Below are 21,260 nucleotides of genomic sequence, written 5' to 3' on the forward strand. Positions count from 1 at the left end.
AGGTACCCGAAATGACCCGCACCGTGGTTGCGAACTTCTCGCTCTCGCTCGACGGCCGCACCAACGGCCCCGGCGGCGACTACGACATGAGCTGGATCGTTCCGCACGCGATCACCGAGGGCGCCCGGAAGCACATGCTCCGGGTCACCGGCCCGGCCACCACCGCACTGCTCGGCCGGAAGAACTACGAAGGCTTCGGCAGCTTCTGGCCGTCGGTCGCCGACGACGAGAACGCCGCACCGCAGGACCGGACATTCTCCCGCTGGCTGAACGAGACCGAGAAGGTCGTCTTCTCCGCCACCCTGACCGAGGCGTCCTGGCAGAACTCCCGGATCGCCGACGGCGAGCCCGCGGACGTGGTGAAGGAACTCCGCGCCCAGGACGGCGGCGACATCATCGTGCTGGCCAGCTCCAGCGTGATCCGCGCGCTGCTCGCGGCCGACGAGATCGACCGCCTCAGCATCACCCTCGACCCCGAGCTGGTCGGCGGCGGCGCCCGCCTGTTCGAGGACGGACTGCCGGCCACGTCCTGGACGCTCACCGCCAGCACCCCCACCGAGTCCGGCGCCCTCTGCCTGTTCTACGACCGCATCCGCGACTGATATTGTCGGACAATCAGACACATTGTCGGGAGTAGGGTGGACAGATGGCTGTGAGTACGTACGGCGTCGACAGCGAGGTCGGCCGGCTGCGAACGGTGATGCTGCACCGGCCCGGCAACGAGCTCCGGCGGCTCACCCCGCGGAACAACGACAAGCTGCTGTTCGACGGCATCCCGTGGGTCGGCCGGGCGCAGGACGAGCACGACGCCTTCGCCCAGGCCCTCCGCGACCGCGACGTCGAGGTGCTGTACCTCGGCGAGCTGCTCACCGAGTCACTCAACCATCCGGAGGCCCGTGCCCAGGCGGTCGCCGGCGCGACGGAGGACCTGCGGCTCGGCGACACCCTCCGCGACTACCTACGGGCCTCCCTCGGCGACCTCGACCCGGCGGCGCTGGCCGAGGCGCTGATGGCCGGCGTACGCAACGACGAGGTGCACTCCGGCGGGCTGGTGACGTCGTTGCTGGCGCACGAGGACTTCCTGATCGACCCGCTGCCGAACCTGCTCTTCACCCGCGACTCCAGCGTCTGGATCCGGGACTCGGTCGCGGTCACCTCGCTGGCGATGCCGGCCCGGATGCGCGAGACGCAGCTGACCGAGCTGATCTACACGTTCCACCCGCGGTTCGCCGGCGCGGACAAGGTGTACGACCACCAGTTGGAGCATGTCGAGGGCGGCGACGTCCTCGCGCTCGGTCCCGGCGTACTCGCGGTCGGGGTCGGGGAGCGGACCACGCCGGCCGGGGTGGAACGGCTGGCCCGGCGGGTGTTCGCGAAGGGCCTGGCGCACACGGTGCTCGCCGTACCGATCGCGCAGCAGCGGGCGACGATGCACCTCGACACCGTCTGCACGATGGTCGACACCGACGCGGTGCTGATGTACCCGAACATGGCGGAGCACATGCAGGCGCTCGCCGTCACCAGCAACGGCGAAGAGCTGCACATCGCCGCCCCCGAGCCGTTCCTGGTCGCGGCCGCGAAGGCGCTCGGCATCGACACCCTGCGCCGGATCGACACCGGCCTGGACCCGGTCACCGCCGAACGCGAGCAGTGGGACGACGGGAACAACACCCTCGCGGTCGCCCCGCGGGTGTGCATCGCGTACGAGCGCACCGTCGAGACCAACGCCCGCCTCGAGGAGTCCGGCATCGAGGTCGTCCGGATCTCCGGCTCCGAACTCGGCTCCGGGCGCGGCGGCCCGCGCTGCATGTCCTGCCCGGTACTGCGCGCTCCGCTGGCCTCCTGACGCACGCCCGTGAGGCCGGCGACACGCGGAGTGAAATCGGGGCTTGTGGCGGAGGGGCTTCCTGGGTAATCTTCATGCCTAGGCCCAGGCCCTGTTGCTCCCCCGTCAGCAGGACTTGGGCCGTCCACGTTTCTGGGCCAATTTGAACGATCATGGCCTAGACCACTGTAAGTCAGCAGAACGCCCCCTCAGCCGCGGCCGAGGGGGCGTTCTCGCGTCGTCAGCGGATGGTGAGCTGGCGGCTGGCCAAGCCGGCCTTGGCGGCCCGCTCCTCGGTGGTCAGCGGCGCCTCGGTCGCCAGCGCCTTCTCCAGCGCGGTCGCGAAGTCGGCGGCGGGCGTCTCCACGTCGGCGGCCTCGGTCCCGGCGGGCAGCTCCCAGACCGGGGCCAGTACGCCGAGCGCGCGGAAGGAGCCGATCAGGCGGCTGCCGGCGATCAGCGCGGACGAGCCGGCGGCATGCAGGCGGGCCAGCGCGTCGAGGAGGGTGTCCTCGGTGTGCGGCATGACCCAGCGCAGGTAGATCCGGTCGCCGATCTGGGTCCAGTACGCCGCGTCGACCGACTCCAGCCGTACGGTCGGGGCCGCGGCCGCGTTCGCCCGCTCCAGGCCGGCGGCCACCTCGCCGGTCGGGTCCTCGACGTTCTCGCCGACCCAGAAGTCGAAGCCCTCGTGGACCTTGACCTCCAACGGCTTGCTGGTGTCGATCAGGTCCTGCAGCCGCGGGCCGTCCTTCATCAGGTCGCCGAGCTGGATCGGGTTGCCGGGCTCGGTGTGCAGCGCGGCGGTGATCGCGTGCCCGAGGTCGCGGCTCGGGTCGCCGGAGGACGCGTGCGTCTGGAGGCCGATCCAGATCGTCTCGTCGTCGCGGACCAGGCCCGGCATCGCCATCGGGAGCAGCGTCACCAGGTTGACGGTCTTGCCGGCGTTGTCGCCGACCAGCTCGACCTGGACGCTGCCGGACGGGACGATCTCGCGGAACGCGATCAGGTCACACTCCGACGGCAGCCCCTCGAACGGCCGGACCACGAACGCGTCCGCCGCCTGGGCGCGGTCCTTGCCGTGGCACTGCTTGAACCGCTTGCCCGAGCCGCACGGGCAGGGTTCCCGCGGGCCGACGTCGACCAGGTCGGCCGGGTCGAGCGTGACGGTCGGAGTCGTGTTCTGCGCGCGCTGCCGCGACTTCTTTCCCATAACCCCGCAGTCTTACAGCCCGCACCACCCCAGAGCCAACCGGGCGAGGCTGGCTCAGTTCGGGATGGTGGCGTGCACGGTGCGGTGGGTGGCGGCGGTCCGGACGTCCCAGCCGGTGGTCAGTACGTCGACGATCGCCAGCCCGCGGCCGCCGACGGACTCGGGGTGCGGGTCGGTGATGCGCCGCGGCTCGGTGTCGCCGCGTCCGTCGGTGACCTCCACGTGGATACCGGCCTTGTCGATCCACCAGGCGGCGCGGACGTCGCCGGTGGGCAGTGGCGGGGCGTACCGGATCGCGTTCGAGAGCAGCTCGGACAGCACGAGCTGAGCGTCGTCGGAGGCGGCGCGGGCGACCCGGTAGCGCTTCAGGTAGGCGCCAAGACGGCGCCGGGCGTCCGCTACCGCGGACACTTCGTGCGGCAGTACGACGTCCACGACGCTGACGTCGGCGGGCAGGGTCGCAGAGGACAAGCAGGGTCTCCTCGATGATCGGTTCAGCCACTGGGACTTCTGCCCACGAACCAGGCCCCGAAAACACCCGCGAGTATTCCGTTACACAGCCTCTACGACCGCCCGCCTAAACACCCGGAAACCGTAACGAAATCGACGGAATTGAACGTTGCAATAACCGGCCGCATTCACCCCGCTACGTATCCACACCAGCGTGACACAAACCACACAATTCCGTCCCGGCGTGTCACAAACCCGCAGGTCAGGTACGGCGTCCTACATCTTCCCCCAGTACCCGCAAGGCCAGGTCCGGGCGGTCGCTGATTACCGCGTCGACCCCGATGTCGCGGCAGTGCCGGACGTCGTTCTCGGCGTTCACGGTCCAGACGTGCACCTGGTGCCCGTGTTTGTGCGCGCGGTCGACGTACTCCGGGTTCGCGGTGACGATCGCCAGGCTCGGACCGGCGTACGACACCCCGCCCGGGAGGGTTCCGTCGCGAAAGCGCAGCGGGATCTTGTCCATCAGCAGCACGGTTCGCAGGCCGGGCGCCAGGGTCCGCATCCGGCGGAGCGAGAGCCAGGAGAAGCTCATCACCCGGACCGGCGACTCCGTTCCGAGCCGCGGACGGGCCCAGCCGAAACGGTCCAGCGCCTCGACCAGCCGGCGTTCGACGAGGCCGGCGTACCGGGTCGGGTGCTTGGTCTCGACCGCCAGCTCGACCGGTCGGCCGGCGTCCCGGACGGTCTCGAGCAGCGTCTCCAGGGTGAGGACGGGCTGGACGTCGTTCCCGTTCTTCCAGGAGCCCCAGTCGTACCGCTCCAGCTCGGCGAGGGTCAGCTTCGAGACCACGCCGGTGCCGTTCGACGTACGTTCGATGGTCCGGTCGTGGACGCAGACGAGCTGCCCGTCGGCGGTCAGCCGGACGTCGCACTCGAGGCCGTCGGCGCCGTACTCGATGGCTCGCTGGTACGCCGCGAGCGTGTGCTCCGGCTCGACCGCACTGGCTCCGCGATGGGCGACGACGCGCGGGATGCTCCGCATGGGAGAAACTCTGTCACATGGACATGCGGGCGATCGTGCTGGACGGTCCGGTGCCGCCGGAGGAACTGCGGGTACGGCGGGTCCCGGTGCCCGAGCCGCCCACCGGGTGGGTGCGGATCAAGGTGGAGGCGTTCGGGCTGAACCGGTCGGAGTACCACCTCCGCGCCGGGCTCGCGACGAACGCGAAGTTCCCGGTGATCCCCGGGATCGAGGCGGCCGGCACCGTCGACCTCGCGCCGGGCGGCGAGTTCGCCCCGGGACAGCAGGTGGTCGCGATGATGGGCGGGATGGGCCGCGCGTACGACGGCGGGTACGCCGAGTACACCGTCGTCCCGGTGGCGTCGGTGATCCCGGTGCGGACCGACCTGGACTGGGCGACGCTCGGCGCGCTGCCGGAGATGCTGCAGACCGCCCCTGCTCGCTCTACACCGGGCTGGCGATCGAGCCGGGGCAGTCGCTGCTCGTTCGCGGCGGTACGTCGTCCGTGGGCGTCGCGGCCGCCGTACTCGCCAAGGAACACGGACTGACCGTGCTGTCGACGACCCGCAATCCGGAGCGCGTGCAGGTGCTTCGCGAGCTCGGGGTCGATTATCCGATCGTTGACGACGGCAACGTTGCGGAAAAGGTCCGGGCCACTCTCCCGGGCGGTGTCCACGCGGCGCTCGAACTGGTCGGGACGAATGTTCTCCCGGACACCCTCAAAGCGACGGCGGTGCACGGGACTGTGTGTTTCACCGGAATGCTCAGCGACTCCTGGACAATCCCCGACTTCTACCCGATGGACTACCTCCCGAACGGGGTCCGGCTGACCGCGTACGGCGGCGAGAGCTCGGACCTGCCCGCCGACGCGTTCCAGCGGTACGTCGACCTGGTCGCGGCCGGCACACTCCCGATCCGCATCGACCGCGTCTTCACGATGGACGAGATCGGCGAGGCCCACCGCATCATGCAGGACGGCGCGGCAGTCGGGAAGCTCGTGGTGCGGATCTCCAGGCCATCACAATGAGCGCCCGCGCGGCTCGCTGAGCGGGCACCCCCGGGCCGCGGGGCGATTGTGATGGCCTGGCGGTCCGAGCTGATGCTGGGCCGGCCACCTGACGGGCCCAGCACCAACGGATCAGGCGGTCGCTTCCTGCAGGGCGGGCGTGCGGCCCACGGGCCGGGGGAGGCCGTAGTGGTCGCGGAGTGTCGTACCCGTGTACTCCGTGCGGAAGAGGCCGCGGGCCTGCAGGATCGGGATCACCTCGTCGACGAAGGTCTGCAGACCGGACGGGAGTACGGGTGGCATCACGTTGAACCCGTCCGCGGCGCCCGCCTCGAACCAGTGCTGGATCGCGTCCGCGACCTGGTCCGGCGTCCCCGTGAACGTCCGGTGGCCGCGTCCGCCGCCGAGGCGGCCGATCAGCTCGCGGACGGTCAGCTTCTCCCGGCGGGCGAGCGTGACGATCAGCGTGTACCGGCTCTTCGCGCCCTCGATCTCGTCCTCGTCCGGGAGCTCCGCGGGCAACTGCTGGTCGAACGGCAGGTCCTCCGGCGCCACCCGCAGCGTCCGCGCCAGCTGCAGCCGCGCGTACTCCGGCCGGATCAGCGAGTCCAGCTGATGCTCCAGCCGTTCCGCCTCCTCGACCGTGGACCCGATCACCGGCACGATCCCGGGCAGGATCTTGATCGTCGACGGGTCCCGCCCGAGCGCTGCCGTCCGCGCCTTGAGGTCCTGATAGAAGTCCTGCGCGTCCTCCAGCGTCTGCTGCGCGGTGAACACCGCCTCGGCGTACCGCGCCGCCAAGCCCTTCCCGTCCTCGGAAGAACCCGCCTGAACGATCAGCGGATACCCCTGCGGAGACCGCGGCACGTTGAGCGGTCCGCGTACCTGGAAGTGCCGCCCGACATGATCGATGGGCTGGACTCGCTCTTGGACGGCCCACACACCCTCGGACTTGTCCGCGATCGCGGCGTCGTCCTGCCACGAGTCCCACAGCCGGTACGCGACCTCGAGGAACTCGGCCGCCCGTTCGTACCGCTCCGCATGCGCGGGCTGGTCGGCGAGGTTGAAGTTCCGCGCCGCCTCCGGGCCGGCCGTGGTGACGACATTCCACCCCGCGCGCCCGCCGCTGACATGGTCGACGCTGGCGAACCGCCGCGCCAGGTTGTACGGCTCGTTGTACGTCGTGGACGCGGTCGCGATCAGCCCGATCCGCGAGGTGACGGCCGCGATCGCGGTCAGCAGTACGGTCGGCTCCAGCGAACCGGCGGGCCGCCGTCCGACGTTCCCGAACAGCACCGGCGAGTCCGCGAAGAAGATCGAGTCGAACAGCCCGCGCTCGGCCAGCTGCGCCAGCTTCTGGTAGTGCTCGACCGACGTGTTGGCGAACGGGTCGCTCTCCGGCAGCCGCCAGGACGCCTCATGGTGCCCGGTGCTCATCAGGAACGCGTTCAGGTGCAACTGCCTGCTCATACCGAAACTCCCAAGGCGTCGAGAAGCCGCGCACGCACCGCGGCGAATCCTGGATCGGCCGCACTCCGCGGCGCACTCAATGCGATGACTTCGGTGGCGACGATCCGGCCGGCGTCGAGGACGATCACCCGGTCGGCCAGCACGATCGCCTCGTCGACGTCGTGCGTCACCAGCAGTACGGCGGGCTGGTGCGCGGCGCACAACTGCCGCAGCAGCGCATGCATCTTCAACCGGGTCAACGCGTCCAGCGCCCCGAACGGCTCGTCCGCGAGCAACAGCTCGGGCTCACGCACCAGCGACCGCGCCAGTGCGACCCGCTGCTGCTCACCACCGGACAACTCGTTCGGCCACGCCTTCTCCCGGCCGGCCAGCCCGACTTCTTCGAGGCTCTTCCGGCCGCGGTCCTCGACCGCTCCCAGCCCGAGCACGACGTTGTCCAGAACCCTTGCCCAGGGCAACAGCCTGGAGTCCTGGAAGACGACCGAAACGTTCTGCGGCACGGCAATCTCACCCGACCCCTCGACGTCATAGTCCAGACCGGCGAGGGCCCGCAGCAACGTACTCTTCCCGGAACCACTCTTCCCCAGCAGTGCGACGAACTCGCCCGGCGCAATGTCCAGGTCGAGCCCGTCCAGGACGGCGCGCTCGTCGTACCGCCGGACGAGGTCGCGGACCTGGACGGTTACGAGGCCAACGTTCGGCGCCATGAGAGCGCCCTCCTCTGGATCAGGCGGACGACCGCGTCGGAGAGCAGGCCGAGGACGCCGTACACGACCAGGCCGACGATGATGATGTCGGTCTGCCCGTACGTGCGGGCCAGCTCCATCATGTAGCCGATGCCGCTGGTGGAGTTGATCTGCTCGACGACCACCAGCGACAGCCACGCGCCGGTGACCGCGAACCGCAGGCCGAGCAGGAACCCGGGCAATGCGCCCGGGAGTACGACGCGGCGGACGAACTCCCACTGCGAGAGCCCGACGGTCTGCGCGAGTTCGACGTACCGGCTGTCGATCGTCCGGAGGCCGTTGTGGGTGTGGATGTAGATCGGCACGAACACCCCGAGCAGGATGGTGACCACCTTCATCGACTCGCCGATCCCGAGCCAGAGGATCAGCAGCGGCAGCAACGCCAGCGACGGGATCGCCCGCTTGATCTGGATCGGGCCGTCGAGCACCGCCTCGCCCAGGCGGGACAGGCCGGAGATCAGCGCGAGTACGACGCCGGCGACGATACCGAGCGCGAGTCCGATCAGGGCCCGCTGGGCGGAGGTCCACAGGTTCGACTGCAGGCGGCCGTCCGAGATCAGCTCGGCGGCCGTGCTGACCACCGTCCACGGTGCTGACAGGATCCGTTGGTCGATCCAACCAGCGGCCGAGCCGACGCTCCAGATCACCAGCAGGAGTACCGGTCCGATCGCGGCGCCGAACCTGATCGGCCTCCCCGGCCCGAGCCGACGACGCCGTACGACGGGACTCGCCGCGGCCCGGGTGCGGAGCCCGGGCAGCGTGGTCGCGCTCATTTGGCACCTGCCTTGATCGCGTCCGCGGCGACGGTCTGGAACCGCAGGTCGTACAGGTCCTTCGCCTGGATCACCGGGTTGCCGGTCTCCTTGGCGAGCAGCTCGATGGTCTGCTGCTGCCGCTGGATCGCGTCGCTCCAGTCGGCCGGGATGTCCGGGTGCCCGGCGTTGTCGACGAGCCACTGCCCGTCGGCCGCGCTGAGGCCCTGGTCCTTCACGTAGTACCCCTCGATCCATTCCTTGGGGTGCTTGTCGATCCACTCCTGCGCGATGCCCCAGGCCGCGACGTACGCACGGATCGCCGCCGCCTTCCCGGGATCCTCGAGCGACTCGACCGGGCCGTACAGGTGGCCGGCGTCGTCGCGCAGGCCGTGGTCGATCGTGGACGCGCCGTCCTTGCCGTACTTGGCGAGGTACCGCTTGATCTGCACGCCGCCGATCGGGGCGACGTCCACCTGCTTCGAGGCGAGCGCGTTCGAGTAGACGTCACCGGTCGACGGCAGCTCGACCAGCTTCACGTCCTCCTTGGTCAGCCCGGCCTTCTGCAGCACCTTCAGGATCAGCGCGCCCTGCGCCTGGCCCGGGCTGTAGGCGATCTTCTTGCCGCGCAGGTCGCCGAGCGTCTTCACCGACACCCCGGGCGCGATGCCGAGCTTGTAGATCGGGTGGTCGATCGGGTCCTGCCGGAACTTGGAGGCGACGATCTTCACCTTCAGACCGGTCCAGGTCGCGTTGATCGCCGGGATCTCGGCGACCGAGCCGAGGTCGAGCGCGTGCGCCCGGAACGCCTCGGTGGTCTGCGGGCCGCCGCTCAGGTTCGCGAACTGCACGTACTTCGCGACCTTGTCGTACTGGCCCGAGAGCTTCAGCGCGACCTCGGTGGCAGGGTCGCCGACGACGATCTTGGTGCCATCCGGGACCGTGGTCGGGAGGGCAGCGTCGAGCGACAGCTTGGCGGCGCCGTCGTCGGTCTTCGCGCTGCAGCCGGTGACGGCGACGGCGAGGAGGGCGAGGGCTGTGATGAGACGTCTATTGGACATGGTGGGCTTTCGCGTAGTTGCCGTCGTGGTAGAGCAGCGACTCGTGCTCACGGCGTTCGGTGTGGGTGGCGAGGCGGGCGACGACCAGGTAGTGGTCGCCGACCGCGAAACGGTGCTCGACCTGCGCGCGCAGGAAGCTCGGGGCGTCGTCGAGGGCGGGTTCGCCGGTGGCCAGCCGGGACCAGCGGGTCGGCGCGGCGAACCGGTCGATCCCGCTGGTCGCGAACCGGCCCGCGATCGCGTGCTGGTCGGCGGACAGGAAGTTGATCACCAGGCTGGGCGCCGTACTCACGGTCGGCCAGCTGGACGCGCTGGTGGCGATCGCGAACGAGACCAGTGGCGGCAGCAGGCTCACCGACACCAGCGAGGTGGCGGTGAAGCCGACCGGGCCGTGGCCGGCGTCCGCGGTGATCACCACGACGCCGGCGGCGTGGCGACGGAACACGGACTTGTAGACGTCGGCGTCGACGATCCGTTCTTCGGCGCAATCGGGTACGACGGAAAGGGCGGGTACGGACATGACTCTCCCTCGGATAGGAAGGGGTGAGCGGCGAGAGTTCGCCGGAGTGGCTGGGGCCCGCGTCACCGACAGGTGGCGCTCGCCGTCCGCAGCAGATCGATGACGCGACGGCGGGTGAGGTGGGTCGTCGTCATGTCAGCTATCTTCGCACCATTGTCTACTGCACAACTAGACAATCTCGTGATCCGGACTCACACGCCGGAGTGGGTGTGCGTTCTACTTACGTGATGACTACGGGGCTTCCACCGTTCCAGGCGCTCGTCGACGAGCACTGGCGGGACGTGGCGCGGCTGGCGCGGGCGATGGCCGGGCAGGACGGCGACGACGTCGCGCAGCGCGCCTGGGAGAAGGCGTACGCGGCGTACCCGGCGCTGAAGTCGGCGAAGAACCTGCGCGGCTGGCTGCTCACCATCACCGCCCGGTGCGCGACCGACGTACACCGGGCACGGAAACCGCAGCGCCCCCTGGAGGACGCGCCGCCGGTCGCGGTCGACGGCCCGGAGGCCGCCGCCTGGCCGGACCCGGACCTCTGGCGGGCGGTGAACGAACTGCCGGAGCGGCAACGCTTCGCGATCACGCTGAAGTACGTCGGCGACCTGGACCACCACGGTGTGGCCGCCGCTCTGGACACCACGCCCGCCGCGTCGCGCCGACTGGTCAGCGACGCGCTGGCGACCTTGCGCACGAAACTCGGAGTACACGATGACTGATCTCGAGAGCCGGCTGACCCGGCTGACCACGCCCGACCTGAAACCGCCGGCGTTCCCGGAAGCGGACGTCGCCTACACGCTGCACGACACGCCGATCGGGACGATGCTGCTCGCGGTCGCGCACGGGAAGGTCGTCGCGAGCTCGTTCGGCGACGAGGAGACGATGACCGCCCGGCTCGCCCGCGCGGTGTCCCCGCGGGTACTGCGCCAGCCGCGGCCGCTGGACGACGTACGGCGGCAACTCGACGAGTACCTCGCCGGCCGGCGGCACGCGTTCGAGCTGGACGTGGACCTGGTGCTCGCGTCGCCGTTCCAGCGGCTCGTGCTCGAGGACCTGCCGGAGCACACCAGCTACGGGCGGACCACGACGTACGGCGCCGTTGCCGTCGGCATCGACAAGCCGAAGGCGGCCCGCGCGGTCGGTACGGCGCTGGGCGCGAACCCGGTGTGCGTCGTACTCCCGTGCCATCGGGTGATCGGCGCGAACGGCGCGCTCACCGGCTACGCGGGCGGGCTGGACGCGAAGCGCTTCTTGCTGAATCTGGAAGCAAAAAGCTGACATTTCCGGAGTCGTCCGGAATGGATCTAGACTCGACCGCCAAGGAGCAGATCCCCAGTGTGGAGTGGGGATCTGCTTCTTTTACACGTCAACCAGCTGCCGGGGCGTGGATCTCGAGGATGAGCCGGCGACGGCCGCCCCACTCGCGCTTGTAGACCTTGTAGTCGTCGATCCCGGCGGCCGCACAGAGCCGGCCGTAGCTGATCTCGTCGTGGATGAAGTGCACGCTGCTGCGGTTGTCGTCGTGCTCGGTCGTGACGATCCGGTGCTCCGGCCCCTGGCGCATCCCGTTGGCGATCTCACCCGCGGTCGCCGGCCCCCACACCGGTCCCTCGATGATCGCGATCCCGCCCGGCTTCAGCACCCGGGAGATCTCGCAGATCGTGGAGATCTGCTCGTCCTCGGCGAACAACTCGTGGAACGCCGTCCACAGGCAGATCACCGCGTCGAACGAGTCCCACTTGTACGGCAGGTCGGTCATCGACCCGATCGCCCAGTCGATCGCGAGCTCCTCCTCGGCAGCCTGCGCCCGACCGGCCTCGAGCAGGTTCGGCGAGATGTCCAGCGCCCGCACCACCTTCCCGCCCCGCCGCAACGGCAACGCGATCCGCCCGTACCCACAACACAGGTCCAGCACGGTCTCCCGCCCGACCAGCAGCTCCTCGACCGCCTTCACGATCACCGCGTCCCGCTCAGGCGTCGTACGCGCGGCCAACCCATCGGCCCCTAGTTCCGCGTACTCGGCCCGGCTACGCAGTGCGGAGTTCAGCATGAGGGCCAGTATCCCGTTCCGCCCGGGTCAGTTGTCCAGCGCCCATCAGTAAGAGGGGAGGTGACGAGCCCCGCGATGCTCCGCCCGGCTCCTTCGTCGCCGCGCTGCGCACCGCTCCCACCCACCCCGGACTGAGCCTCCGCACTACGGGTGGCCGCACAACCCGACTGCACCCGCTGCGCAGTTCGAACACCCGCCTCATGACCAGCCAGCCGAACCACCTTGACGACCACTCCGGTCACGCTGTTTGGAACTGATCAACCGGGAAGTACAACCTCTGTGGACCCGTCGGAGGTGACTCTGACGGTCCAGTCAGTGATCGGCGGCTGGCCGAAGGCTCGCCAGTCCGCATACGTGTGTTCCACGTCGGCCCAGAGATCTCGGTCGCCGATGAGACTGACGGTGTCACCTCCCACCTGTGCCCACGAACCGTCAGCTGCGCTCAGGGTGACTTCGCCGTCTTGGCGCCACGACCAGATATCAAGATTCCGCCGCCAGCTGTACAAGGCGAACGCCGCGTCATCAAGGACATCGGGCGGGACCCGGACATCCCGCCGTTCGATCAGCCCAGCCCGGTGTTGGTGCTCCTCGATGGTCAACTCAGGCAGATTCTGACCATCGTCCGCGAACTCGGGCACCCGCCGGGCGCTCATGAAGTACCCCCGAGGCGGCATCAATCGCCCCGTCGCACCCCGACCGTCGGCGTCGACGACCAGCTTCAGCCAGGCACCGACCTGCGTGTTCGACGGCGGCCGGAGGTCGGTCAGGATGATCGCTCCCGGTCTTGCCCAGGTAATCCAGTCGGGCGGCACCTGGTCGACCGCATGAGTGGCGAGAATTCGGTCGTAGCCACGCGGCGCCGGTTCCGTAGACGGGTGATAGCCCACCCCCGCCAGGCGATCGATGGCGGCGTACAGCAGTTCCTGGTCGATCTCGATCGTGGTCACGGCTGCATCGCCGAGCAGGTGACACAGGATGGCCGCGTTGTAACCAGTACCTGTGCCGCTCTCCAGCACCCTCAGGCCCGGGTGCACGTCAAGTTCTTCGATCATGTCCGCCATGACCGACGGCATCGAGGACGACGAACTCCACACAAAGCTGCCCGGCTGCCCTCGAACCGGCTTGGTCTGTGTCATCAACGCCTGATCCGAGTAGAGCGCATCCAGGTACTCCGGACTGGTCCCGTCGACGACACCGACGACCTGTGCCGCACCCTCCGGATCGACATCCAGGCGCAGGAACTCAGGTACGAAGTGGTGCCGTGGAGTCTGGGCGAACGCCGCCTCGAGGCGCGGGTCGCCGAGGTACCCCTTCTCCTTGACAGAGGCAACCATCTCGGCAGCCCGGCACCGCCAACCACGCGGGTCGATCCGATTGGTCGTCATCTGATCTCCAGCAGATCAGCCAGCGGGGCGCATTCACCGGCACGGCGCACACCCCAACAGCCCGGCGAGGCAGTGGTCATGACGATCCTCCTACAGGGTTGGCTGTCGGCCGACGCGCCGGCATCTCCGCGAGTCACGGCAGCTCCGGATCGTCATGGCAGTCCCACGTCGACGCCCGCAGCACCGGCCAGCCGCGCTCCGTCCGCTGGACCGGCACCGGTGGACCCGGCGGATCGAGCAGCCGTCGGATCGCCCGAATGGTCTGCTCCGGCGACCATCCCGCATCGAGAACCTGGCGCACGCCGGCGACAACGCCTTGAGATATCTGCTCGGTCATCACTCGTCCCCGTCGTACGGAAAGGTTGTTTGGAACGGCCAGGGCGACAGGGCAGGAGAACGACGTACCCGCCTGCGCATTCGGGGCTCACCCGCCGCCCTGACCTACCCCCAACCCTGTCGCCAACCACTCAGCCAAACCACCGAGACGACCAATGAGCCTTCCCCAACTCCTCCCCGTTGAACAGGGACGTTCCGTGGCATCATGAGTACGGTGAGTACTAGTTCGGCGGCCAGGCCAAGTGGTAGCCCGAGCCTGCGACAAGCACGCAGGCAGTGGGCAGCGGACCTGCGCGCCCAAGGCTCGACGTGGGTGGAGATCGCTGACACGTTCGCCGACGGGTACGGCGTCAACCCGCGCGTGGCGTTTCGTCTGGCACACGGCTGGAGCCAGCGTGAAGCGGCCGAGCAGTGGAATCAGCGATGGCCGGATGAGCCGAGGACCTTCAAGAACTTCTCGTATTGGGAACAATGGCCTGCCACGACCGGTTACGCGCCATCGCTGGACGTCCTGGCGAGAATGGCTCAGCTGTACCAGTGCTCGGTTGCAGACCTCGTTGTGGACCTGGCGGACTTCCGCGAAATGGATTCTGCGCAGACAGCTGGCGGAAACCTCACCGGTTTATGGCACTCCTCGTACACGTACTACTCGTCAGGCCGCAACAAGGAACTCCAAGGCGAGCACGTCGTCCGACTACGCCACGCGGGAGGTCGGATCATCGCTGCCAGCGATCCTGCCGAGCAGGAATCCAGGCTCGCGCTGGAACTGTCCGTCCGAGGCGCGATCGCCACCGGCACCTGGACCGAGCGGACCGCACCGGCCGGCTACTACCGCGGCGCGGTTTATCACGGGGCCGTCCAACTCGTCGTCAGTCCCCACGGACGCTCCATGACGGGCCGCTGGCTCGGCTTCGGCAAGCGGTTCGCAGTGAACACCGGAGACTGGCAGCTGGACTGGCTGTACGACTGAGATCACACCTCAGGAACTTCGGCCGATCCGCTGATCAAGGCAACAATCGTCGTACCGGGAGCGAAGGCCCTGCGCTCCACCAGGTCGAACAGCGCGTACATCATCTTCGCCTCGTAGACCCAGTCCAGCAACAGACCGTGTCTCCCCGCGAAGTCCTCGATGAACATGTCCAGTTCGGCTGTTCGCTTCGCATAACCGCCGAAGTGGTAATCGCACTCGAGCCGCCAACTGCCCGAGCGCGCACCGAACGCCGACGTCTGGAGGTCGATGATCTCCCGCTCCAGATACCCGCCGCCCTTCAGCACCGGGACACCAACGGCCGACTGCTGCGGGCTCAGCCCCGCGGCGACGCCGGCCAGCGTCCCGCCGGTGCCGACCGCACAGAACAAGACATCGAACGACTCCGTCAGTTCCGACGGGATCTCCGCGCATCCGCGTAGAGCTTCCGTATTACTGCCGCCTTCGGGAAGCAGATAGAACGCGCCGAACTCGCGGCGCAGACCGTCAATGACAGCTTTCGAGGTCTTTGCACGATACGTCGTCCGGTCGAGGTAGGTCAGCTGCATGCCGCGCCTGACGGCGTACTCCAGGGACGGGTTCAGGGGCTGATGTTCCTCGCCGCGGATGACGCCGATCGTGGCGAAACCTCCGTAGTACCCGACCGCCGCCGTGGCCCGGATGTGGTTCGAGTAGGCACCGCCGAACGTCAGCAACGTGCCGAGGCCAAGCTCCCGCGTGGCAGCGACGTTGTACTTCAACTTCCGCCACTTGTTCCCCGGAAACTCCGGATGAATCAGATCGTCACGCTTCAACAGAACATGCACACCTGCCGCCGTCAGGCGATCGTCTGGAAGCTCGAACACCGGCGAGGGCAATCGAAGGCTGAGCGACTCTCTTTCACCCACCGCCCCAGCATCGCACGACCATAGAGCTTCACCCACGCCATGGAACGTCTAATGCTTCATCTCGGACCCCGCCGGGCGGACTGCGCCGTAGAGTTGAACGCTCTGCGGTGTGCTGTGCAGTTGGCCAACCGATGATGGGCGTACTCAAGCGGCTCCGTCGCGCCGGGTGGCATGTCGGCGTCAGTGGCCCTGAGCCCGTCGCAGAGCACAGTCTGCGGGTCGCACAGCTTGCGGCTCTGATGCCAGCGAGGAGGGCAGCGTCCCGGCGCGGGCGGCGTACCTCGGGATGTGGCATGACTCGCAAGTCGTCAGCAACGAACGCATCACCGAGGACCAGGTCGCTGTCCTTCCGGAGGCGGCTGCGAAGAGCATCAGGGGAAGCGGTCACCGAGTACGAAGCCGCCGAGACGATCGAGGCTCGCTGCGCGAAAGACGCCGATCGCCTTGAGTGCCTGATGCAGGCGGTCGAGTACGGCGAAGCCGGCCACAAGCGCGTCACCGGCTGGATCGAGTCCTCCCGCGCCCGAATCCAGACCGACTTCGGCCGCCGCCTCGCCGAAGCAGCACTTCAGACCTCACCCCTCGCCTGGCGCGATCGCTGACAGTCGGCGACCGTACGTCTGGCGAGGTCCGACCCAACCCAAGTTGACGCAGTGGCGGTGGCACCGACGACCTCTCACACTGTGAATATGTGGGCGCCTTGATGTCAGAGGACTTTGCCACGTGCAGGACGGGCGGTCAGGTGGCGCAGTTCTGCCCTGGCACTTCGTCAGAGTCCGGGGTGGGTGGGAGCACCGGGGGGCTCATCACCTTCGCTGTCCGGGTCTGGTGCGAGCCGACCGAGTTGTGCAGTCACTCCTCAGTACGTAGGCACAGTCACGGGTGGGCGGGAGCGGCGCGGAGCACGGCGACGAAGGAGCCGGGCGGAGCACCGCCGGGCTTATCACCTTCTGTTTGTGTGTCCTACCCGACCGCCCGGCCGAGCCAGCGGCGGGCGGCGTACTCGGGGACGCGTTCAGGGCAGATGTTTCTCGCCACGTAATGTCGCACCTTCGGCTCGGCGCGCACACTGGGTGCGGGGAGGAGTCGAGATGACGACGTACGACGATCTGAGCGCACTTTTCATCAACTGCACGCTGAAGCGGTCCCCGGAGCGTAGTAACACCGAGGGATTGGTGGAGGTTAGCCGGCGGATCCTGGAGAAGCAGGGGGTCGGGAGCGAGGTGGTGCGGGCCGTGGACCATGACATCGCTACCGGGGTGTGGCCGGATATGACCGAGCACGGGTGGGCGACCGATGCCTGGCCCGCGATCCAGGCGAAGGTGATGGCGGCTGACATCCTGGTGATCGCGGGGCCGATCTGGCTCGGTGACAACAGTTCGGTGACCAAGCGGGTGATCGAGCGCCTGTACGGCAACTCGTCGATCCTGAACGAGCACGGGCAGTACGCGTACTACGGACGCGTCGGCGGCTGTCTGATCACCGGGAACGAGGACGGGGTGAAGCACTGCGCGATGAACGTGCTCTACTCGCTGCAGCACCTCGGGTACACGATCCCGCCGCAGGCCGACGCCGGGTGGATCGGCGAGGCCGGGCCGGGGCCGTCGTACCTGGACGAGGGGTCCGGGGGCCCGGAGAACGACTTCACGAACCGGAACACCACGTTCATGACCTGGAACTTGTTGCACCTGGCAAGGATGCTGAAGGACGCCGGCGGGCTTCCGGCGCACGGCAACCAGCGGTCCGAGTGGGACGCCGGCTGCCGCTTCGACTTCGAGAACCCCGAGTACCGCTAGCCGACCGGCCGCCGGATCCGGCCGAGCAGGACGGCGGCGAACATCGAAACGACGATCGAGGTGTATGTCGCGCCCAGCCAGCCCGGCACCGGGTGGTGGTTGAAGATGGTCTGCTGGAGGTCGGTCCAGAACGGGGACCAGCCGGCGACCGTGCCGGGGTTCACCAGCTGGTAGGCGATGAAGCCGATCAGCCAGGCGACGGCCGGTTGCCAGCGGAACTTCGCCGTGCTCGACACGTCCCACTTCATCTTGCTGACCAGGAAGAAGTCGGCGATCGCGACCGCGAACAGCGGGATGAAGACCGAGCCGATCAGGTAGAGGAACTGGGTGTAGTTGCCCAGGTCAATGAACATCGCGATGCCGGTGGCAACGACCCCGATGGCGACCGAGATCCAGCGGCGGTCGATGTGGCCGATCAGGTTGTGCAGGGACATGGTCGTCGAGTAGACGTTTGCGTACGCCTCGTCGACCTCGTCCACCAGCAGGACGAAGAGCGCGATCGCGCCGGCGGGCAGCGTGACGAGGGCGGTGATCACGTTGTCGGTGTTCGTCTGCAGAGTCGCCACCGCGAACACGCCGAGCGCGTAGTAGATGACCGCGGCCAGACCGTACCCGAGTGCGGAACTGCTGAACGCCGCCTTGTTCGTACGCGAGTGCCGCGTGTAGTCGGCGGCCAGTGGGGCGAACGACACCACACCGGCGGCTGCCAGGTCCACCGCGGGCCAGAAGCCGTACACGTTGTCCTGCGGCAGGGCGTGCACCGGCCTGGTGAGCACCTGGACGAAGAGGTACGCCGACGCGATCAGCACCAGCCACACCATGAACTTCCGCAGCAGCTTCACGCTGCCGAGCGGACGTACGGCCATCGAGGTGGCGACCAACCCGGCCAGCAGGACGAACAGCCAACGCCATTTCGGCCCGGTCACCGCGACCGCGGCCTGCGAGATCACGATGATCTCCATCGTCGCCCAGCCGATGTTCTGCGCGATGTTCAGTACGGTCGGCGCCATCGACCCGCGCCGCCCGAAGATGCCCCGGAGCGCCGCCATCGCGGGCGCGCCCGTGTGCGAGCCGAACACGGCCGAGCCGCCGAGCACCAAGGCGCCGAGCCCGCAACCGACGACGATCGCGAGCAGGCCCTGGGCCAGTGACCCGGTGTACGCCGCGACCAGCGCGCCGGTGACCGGTCCGAACAGCGAGATCCCGAGGTTCGCCCAGAGCGTGAACTGCGGGAAGAACCCGAGCGTGCGCGGCGCGTCCGTGGTGAGGACCAGCGGCGCCTCGACGGTACCGGCAGAACGAACAGTCGTATCGGTCATGAGTGACCCCACTCCCTACGCCGGCATTACCCGGTCAGGTTCAGGCGGTCGGCGACCCAGCTGTCGCCCTCTCAGCCCGCGCATCTCGGTGCGAGCTCCCGCATAGGTTTGTGCGGAAAAGCTTAACTCGTCAGCTGGTCGAGGGAAGAGCGGCCGCTCGTTCTATGAGCGCGGCCAGCTCCGGGCCGTTCGTCACGACCGGCATGTGGGCGCCGGTGTCCAGCGTGCGGGCCTCGCCGTGGCTGAGCTCGGCGAGCCGTTCGACCCACTCCGCGGTCGACAGCAGGTCGTGCCGGCCGCGGACGATCAGTACGGGCGCCTTGACCCGGGAGATGACCTCCGCCAGGTCGTGGTGGCGGGCCGCCTCACCGGCCCTCGCGATGGACGGCAGCGTCGTACGGGCGTACTGCGGGGTCACGGTACGGATCAGCTTCGGTGAGTCGGGTACGGCGGAGCCGAGCCAGCGGACGGCTCGGTCGACCCAGCTGGACATCCGGGCGTCGCCGGCCGGGGCGATCAGCACCACGGCGTGCGTCAGCTCCGGGTAGCGGACCGCGGTCTCGACGACGATCTGGCAGCTGGCGGAGTGGCCGACCAGGACCGCCCGCTCGCGGATCTTGTCCGCCAGCACGACCGCCAGCGCCCGCGGGTGCAGGTCCTCCCGCGAGCCCGCCGGTTCGCCGTACCCGGGAAGCGTAACCACGTGGTACGGCGTGGTGAGGTGTTCGACTGTCCGCGCGTACGACTCGGGGCCGAGGCCCAGACCGGGGACGAGGACGACCGGTGCGCTCACTCCCAGGGAGCCTTGGCCGGCGGCGCCTTGACGACCGGGTTCGGCAGGTCGGGGCGCAGCTCGCGGTACCCGAGGAAGAACCCGACGGCGAGGAGCAGCAGCCCGAAGCCACCCCAGCCGTACGCCGCGGGCAGCCGGTGGACCGCGCCGTCGTTGCCGCCGAGGCCGGTGGACAGCACGATGATCAGCCACACCAGGATCGGGATCGCGGACACCGCGACGGCCAGCAGGCCGACCAGCTCGGGCGGCTTCGGGTTGGTGCCGGCCTTCCGGCGGGCGAGCAGGTCGCGGACCCACATCACCAGCCCGGCGACGCCGACGACCACGAGCAGCAGCTGGCCGATCGCGTCCAGTACGTCGGTCCGGAGCGGGTGGTTGAGCGGTGAGCCGGGCGCCTGGGAGATCTCCCGGAGCGCGACGCGCTGGACAGTCAGGACGAGCAGGCCGTAGATCGCGGCGATGAACGCCGCCAGCCCGAGGACGCGGGAGACGCGGGGATCACGAGCGTCGGCCCGGCCGTACGTCGGGAGCTCGTTCGGCTGCGGGTTCGACGGCTGGCCGTACGGCGCGCCGGGGCGGTAGGCCGGGGGCTGCACGTACGCCGGATTCGTCGGCTGCTGCGGTTGCTGGTCGCCGTACGGCTGAGGTTGTGCGTACGGGAACTGCTCCTGCGGCGGCTGGTGCCCAGGGCCGTAAGAACCGTCGCCGTACGGCGTGGGTGGAGCGTAGTGGTGCTCCTCAGCGGGCGGCTGCTGCTTGCCGGGCTCGTTCTCCCGGCCGTACGTCGGGAAGTCCTGTGACGACATCGGCTGCTCCTCCCGTCCATACCCAGTCTCTCAGGTCGCCTTGACTGTCGGCCAGGCGTTCGGCAGGCAGCCCGCGAGGCCCTTGGTCTGCTGCATCATCACCGGCGCGGGGGTCTTCGGAGTGGTGCAGGTCGAGTGCCCATGGCCGAGCGCGTGCCCGACCTCGTGGTTCACCAGGTAGCTGCGGTACAGCTCGACGTTGCCGTTGTACGCGGGGATCGCGTAGATCCAGCGCTTCGCGTTCAGTACGACGCGGTCCTCGACCCGGCAGGACACCTCGCCGCCGGTGTCGAGCGGCAGGCAGAGCTTGTCGGTCAGCGCCGGCGTGGCCAGGATGATCCGCAGGTCGGCGTCCGGCTTGTCGGTACGCTCGAAGCTCACCGGGTGCAAGGCCTGCCAGCCGCGCGGATCCGTCAGCGTCTTGTGGATCTTCGCCGCGACCTCGGCGCCGTTCACCGTGACGCCCTGCTCGATCTCCACGCGGTAAGTGAGCTTGTCGCGCACCCCGTTCGCCTTGCTGAACCCAGGCACGACGGCGAGCTTCCCGCTGGACGCGAAGACCTTCGGCTTCTTCGTCAACGACGGCGCCGGGCGCAGCGGCGTGGTGAACTTCTGCGTCGGCGTGGGCACCGGCGTCGGCGTCACCGAGACGACCTGCTCCTCGTCCGCGACATCGTTGACTCCTGCAACAGCCTGCGCCGCGAGGCTGCTGCGGTGGGTGATGTCCGGATGCGCCACCACGACCGTCGCCAGCACCGCGAGCGCCGTCACCACCAGCCACTGCCCGCGATAGGACTTCCGACGACTGTGCTGGCCGCGCCGTCGGGAGGTCATGACAGTTGACC

At 68.7% G+C, this 21,260-nt stretch carries 25 protein-coding genes and 1 riboswitch; of the genes, 9 read left to right on the forward strand and 16 right to left on the reverse strand.

Annotation, left to right across the window (positions count from 1 at the left end; translation table 11 throughout):
* Positions 1–11: 11 nt before the first annotated feature.
* Complete coding sequence (locus ACQHIV_RS29460) at positions 12–602, forward strand: dihydrofolate reductase family protein (protein WP_427887096.1); 591 nt, start codon at positions 12–14, stop codon at positions 600–602.
* A 44-nt stretch (positions 603–646) separates the two neighbouring features.
* Positions 647–1,846, forward strand: a complete 1,200-nt coding sequence (locus ACQHIV_RS29465; RefSeq protein WP_427887098.1) for an arginine deiminase — start codon at positions 647–649, stop codon at positions 1,844–1,846.
* A gap of 220 nt (positions 1,847–2,066) precedes the next feature.
* Here ACQHIV_RS29465 and ACQHIV_RS29470 read toward each other — a convergent pair whose 3' ends face one another.
* The 3 genes from ACQHIV_RS29470 to ACQHIV_RS29480 all read right to left on the reverse strand — a co-directional run bounded on the left by ACQHIV_RS29470 (position 2,067) and on the right by ACQHIV_RS29480 (position 4,530).
* Positions 2,067–3,038, reverse strand: a complete 972-nt coding sequence (locus ACQHIV_RS29470; RefSeq protein ID WP_427887100.1) for a DUF5926 family protein — start codon at positions 3,036–3,038, stop codon at positions 2,067–2,069.
* Positions 3,039–3,092: 54 nt separating this feature from the next.
* Positions 3,093–3,509, reverse strand: coding sequence for an ATP-binding protein (locus ACQHIV_RS29475; RefSeq protein WP_427887101.1), 417 nt, complete (start codon positions 3,507–3,509; stop codon positions 3,093–3,095).
* A 241-nt stretch (positions 3,510–3,750) separates the two neighbouring features.
* On the reverse strand, positions 3,751–4,530 hold the full coding sequence (locus ACQHIV_RS29480) for a glycerophosphodiester phosphodiesterase (protein WP_427887103.1): 780 nt from the start codon (positions 4,528–4,530) through the stop codon (positions 3,751–3,753).
* Between the two features lie 17 nt (positions 4,531–4,547).
* Between ACQHIV_RS29480 and ACQHIV_RS29485 the strand changes: the two genes are divergently transcribed.
* Together ACQHIV_RS29485 and ACQHIV_RS29490 are read left to right on the forward strand one after the other, a co-directional pair.
* Positions 4,548–5,057, forward strand: a complete 510-nt coding sequence (locus ACQHIV_RS29485) for an alcohol dehydrogenase catalytic domain-containing protein (protein ID WP_427887105.1) — start codon at positions 4,548–4,550, stop codon at positions 5,055–5,057.
* Positions 5,015–5,536 (forward strand): zinc-binding dehydrogenase, encoded by a 522-nt coding sequence (locus ACQHIV_RS29490; RefSeq protein ID WP_427887107.1) that lies wholly within the window; start codon positions 5,015–5,017, stop codon positions 5,534–5,536. Before ACQHIV_RS29485 ends, ACQHIV_RS29490 begins: the two co-directional genes overlap by 43 nt.
* Before the next feature lie 111 nt (positions 5,537–5,647).
* Here ACQHIV_RS29490 and ACQHIV_RS29495 read toward each other — a convergent pair whose 3' ends face one another.
* From ACQHIV_RS29495 to ACQHIV_RS29515, 5 genes are read right to left on the reverse strand one after another with little or no spacing between them, the layout of a single operon-like run.
* On the reverse strand, positions 5,648–6,985 hold the full coding sequence (locus ACQHIV_RS29495) for an LLM class flavin-dependent oxidoreductase (RefSeq protein ID WP_427887109.1): 1,338 nt from the start codon (positions 6,983–6,985) through the stop codon (positions 5,648–5,650).
* Positions 6,982–7,692, reverse strand: a complete 711-nt coding sequence (locus ACQHIV_RS29500; RefSeq protein ID WP_427887111.1) for an ABC transporter ATP-binding protein — start codon at positions 7,690–7,692, stop codon at positions 6,982–6,984. The genes ACQHIV_RS29495 and ACQHIV_RS29500 overlap by 4 nt, the downstream gene beginning before the upstream one ends.
* Positions 7,668–8,504: an ABC transporter permease gene (locus tag ACQHIV_RS29505; protein ID WP_427887113.1), complete on the reverse strand. Its 837-nt coding sequence runs from the start codon at positions 8,502–8,504 to the stop codon at positions 7,668–7,670. The genes ACQHIV_RS29500 and ACQHIV_RS29505 overlap by 25 nt, the downstream gene beginning before the upstream one ends.
* Positions 8,501–9,544, reverse strand: coding sequence for an ABC transporter substrate-binding protein (locus tag ACQHIV_RS29510; protein ID WP_427887115.1), 1,044 nt, complete (start codon positions 9,542–9,544; stop codon positions 8,501–8,503). Before ACQHIV_RS29510 ends, ACQHIV_RS29505 begins: the two co-directional genes overlap by 4 nt.
* On the reverse strand, positions 9,534–10,064 hold the full coding sequence (locus ACQHIV_RS29515; protein WP_427887117.1) for a flavin reductase family protein: 531 nt from the start codon (positions 10,062–10,064) through the stop codon (positions 9,534–9,536). Before ACQHIV_RS29515 ends, ACQHIV_RS29510 begins: the two co-directional genes overlap by 11 nt.
* A gap of 227 nt (positions 10,065–10,291) precedes the next feature.
* Between ACQHIV_RS29515 and ACQHIV_RS29520 the strand changes: the two genes are divergently transcribed.
* Positions 10,292–10,774: an RNA polymerase sigma factor gene (locus ACQHIV_RS29520; protein ID WP_427887119.1), complete on the forward strand. Its 483-nt coding sequence runs from the start codon at positions 10,292–10,294 to the stop codon at positions 10,772–10,774.
* Positions 10,767–11,333 carry a methylated-DNA--[protein]-cysteine S-methyltransferase gene (locus ACQHIV_RS29525; RefSeq protein WP_427887121.1) on the forward strand — a complete coding sequence of 189 codons (567 nt, stop codon included), beginning with the start codon at positions 10,767–10,769 and terminating at the stop codon, positions 11,331–11,333. The genes ACQHIV_RS29520 and ACQHIV_RS29525 overlap by 8 nt, the downstream gene beginning before the upstream one ends.
* 88 nt (positions 11,334–11,421) lie before the next feature.
* On the opposite strand, the gene ACQHIV_RS29530 is transcribed toward ACQHIV_RS29525, so the two are convergent.
* From ACQHIV_RS29530 to ACQHIV_RS29540, 3 genes are all read right to left on the reverse strand, one after another.
* A complete protein-coding gene (locus ACQHIV_RS29530) occupies positions 11,422–12,105 on the reverse strand; it encodes a class I SAM-dependent methyltransferase (protein WP_427887123.1) in 684 nt (227 codons plus the stop codon).
* Positions 12,106–12,362: 257 nt separating this feature from the next.
* Positions 12,363–13,490, reverse strand: a complete 1,128-nt coding sequence (locus ACQHIV_RS29535) for a hypothetical protein (protein ID WP_427887124.1) — start codon at positions 13,488–13,490, stop codon at positions 12,363–12,365.
* Between the two features lie 133 nt (positions 13,491–13,623).
* Positions 13,624–13,827, reverse strand: a complete 204-nt coding sequence (locus tag ACQHIV_RS29540; protein ID WP_427887125.1) for a hypothetical protein — start codon at positions 13,825–13,827, stop codon at positions 13,624–13,626.
* 312 nt (positions 13,828–14,139) lie between these two features.
* Here ACQHIV_RS29540 and ACQHIV_RS29545 point away from each other — a divergent pair, with 312 nt between their 5' ends.
* Positions 14,140–14,796, forward strand: coding sequence for a hypothetical protein (locus tag ACQHIV_RS29545; protein ID WP_427887126.1), 657 nt, complete (start codon positions 14,140–14,142; stop codon positions 14,794–14,796).
* A 2-nt stretch (positions 14,797–14,798) separates the two neighbouring features.
* On the opposite strand, the gene ACQHIV_RS29550 is transcribed toward ACQHIV_RS29545, so the two are convergent.
* Positions 14,799–15,737: a 1-aminocyclopropane-1-carboxylate deaminase/D-cysteine desulfhydrase gene (locus tag ACQHIV_RS29550; protein ID WP_427887127.1), complete on the reverse strand. Its 939-nt coding sequence runs from the start codon at positions 15,735–15,737 to the stop codon at positions 14,799–14,801.
* Positions 15,738–15,994: 257 nt separating this feature from the next.
* Between ACQHIV_RS29550 and ACQHIV_RS29555 the strand changes: the two genes are divergently transcribed.
* Both ACQHIV_RS29555 and ACQHIV_RS29560 read left to right on the forward strand, forming a co-directional pair.
* The gene (locus ACQHIV_RS29555) at positions 15,995–16,303 is read left to right on the forward strand and encodes an HD domain-containing protein (RefSeq protein WP_427887128.1); all 309 of its coding nucleotides are present in this window, start codon (positions 15,995–15,997) and stop codon (positions 16,301–16,303) included.
* Positions 16,304–16,792: 489 nt separating this feature from the next.
* Positions 16,793–17,497: a flavodoxin family protein gene (locus ACQHIV_RS29560; RefSeq protein ID WP_427887129.1), complete on the forward strand. Its 705-nt coding sequence runs from the start codon at positions 16,793–16,795 to the stop codon at positions 17,495–17,497.
* Here the strand turns inward: ACQHIV_RS29560 and ACQHIV_RS29565 are convergent.
* The 4 genes from ACQHIV_RS29565 to ACQHIV_RS29580 form a co-directional block, all read right to left on the reverse strand.
* On the reverse strand, positions 17,494–18,816 hold the full coding sequence (locus tag ACQHIV_RS29565) for a purine-cytosine permease family protein (protein ID WP_427887130.1): 1,323 nt from the start codon (positions 18,814–18,816) through the stop codon (positions 17,494–17,496). The two genes, ACQHIV_RS29560 and ACQHIV_RS29565, sit on opposite strands and share 4 nt — an antisense overlap.
* A riboswitch (TPP riboswitch) is annotated at positions 18,812–18,928 on the reverse strand. Its footprint overlaps the gene before it by 5 nt.
* A gap of 18 nt (positions 18,929–18,946) precedes the next feature.
* Positions 18,947–19,609, reverse strand: coding sequence for an alpha/beta fold hydrolase (locus ACQHIV_RS29570; protein ID WP_427887131.1), 663 nt, complete (start codon positions 19,607–19,609; stop codon positions 18,947–18,949).
* The gene (locus tag ACQHIV_RS29575; protein WP_427887132.1) at positions 19,606–20,415 is read right to left on the reverse strand and encodes a hypothetical protein; all 810 of its coding nucleotides are present in this window, start codon (positions 20,413–20,415) and stop codon (positions 19,606–19,608) included. The genes ACQHIV_RS29570 and ACQHIV_RS29575 overlap by 4 nt, the downstream gene beginning before the upstream one ends.
* Before the next feature lie 30 nt (positions 20,416–20,445).
* A complete protein-coding gene (locus ACQHIV_RS29580) occupies positions 20,446–21,249 on the reverse strand; it encodes a DUF3152 domain-containing protein (RefSeq protein WP_427887133.1) in 804 nt (267 codons plus the stop codon).
* Positions 21,250–21,260 lie beyond the last annotated feature (11 nt).

The organism is Kribbella polygonati, assembly GCF_050320105.1.
In the GTDB taxonomy this organism is placed as follows: domain Bacteria; phylum Actinomycetota; class Actinomycetes; order Propionibacteriales; family Kribbellaceae; genus Kribbella.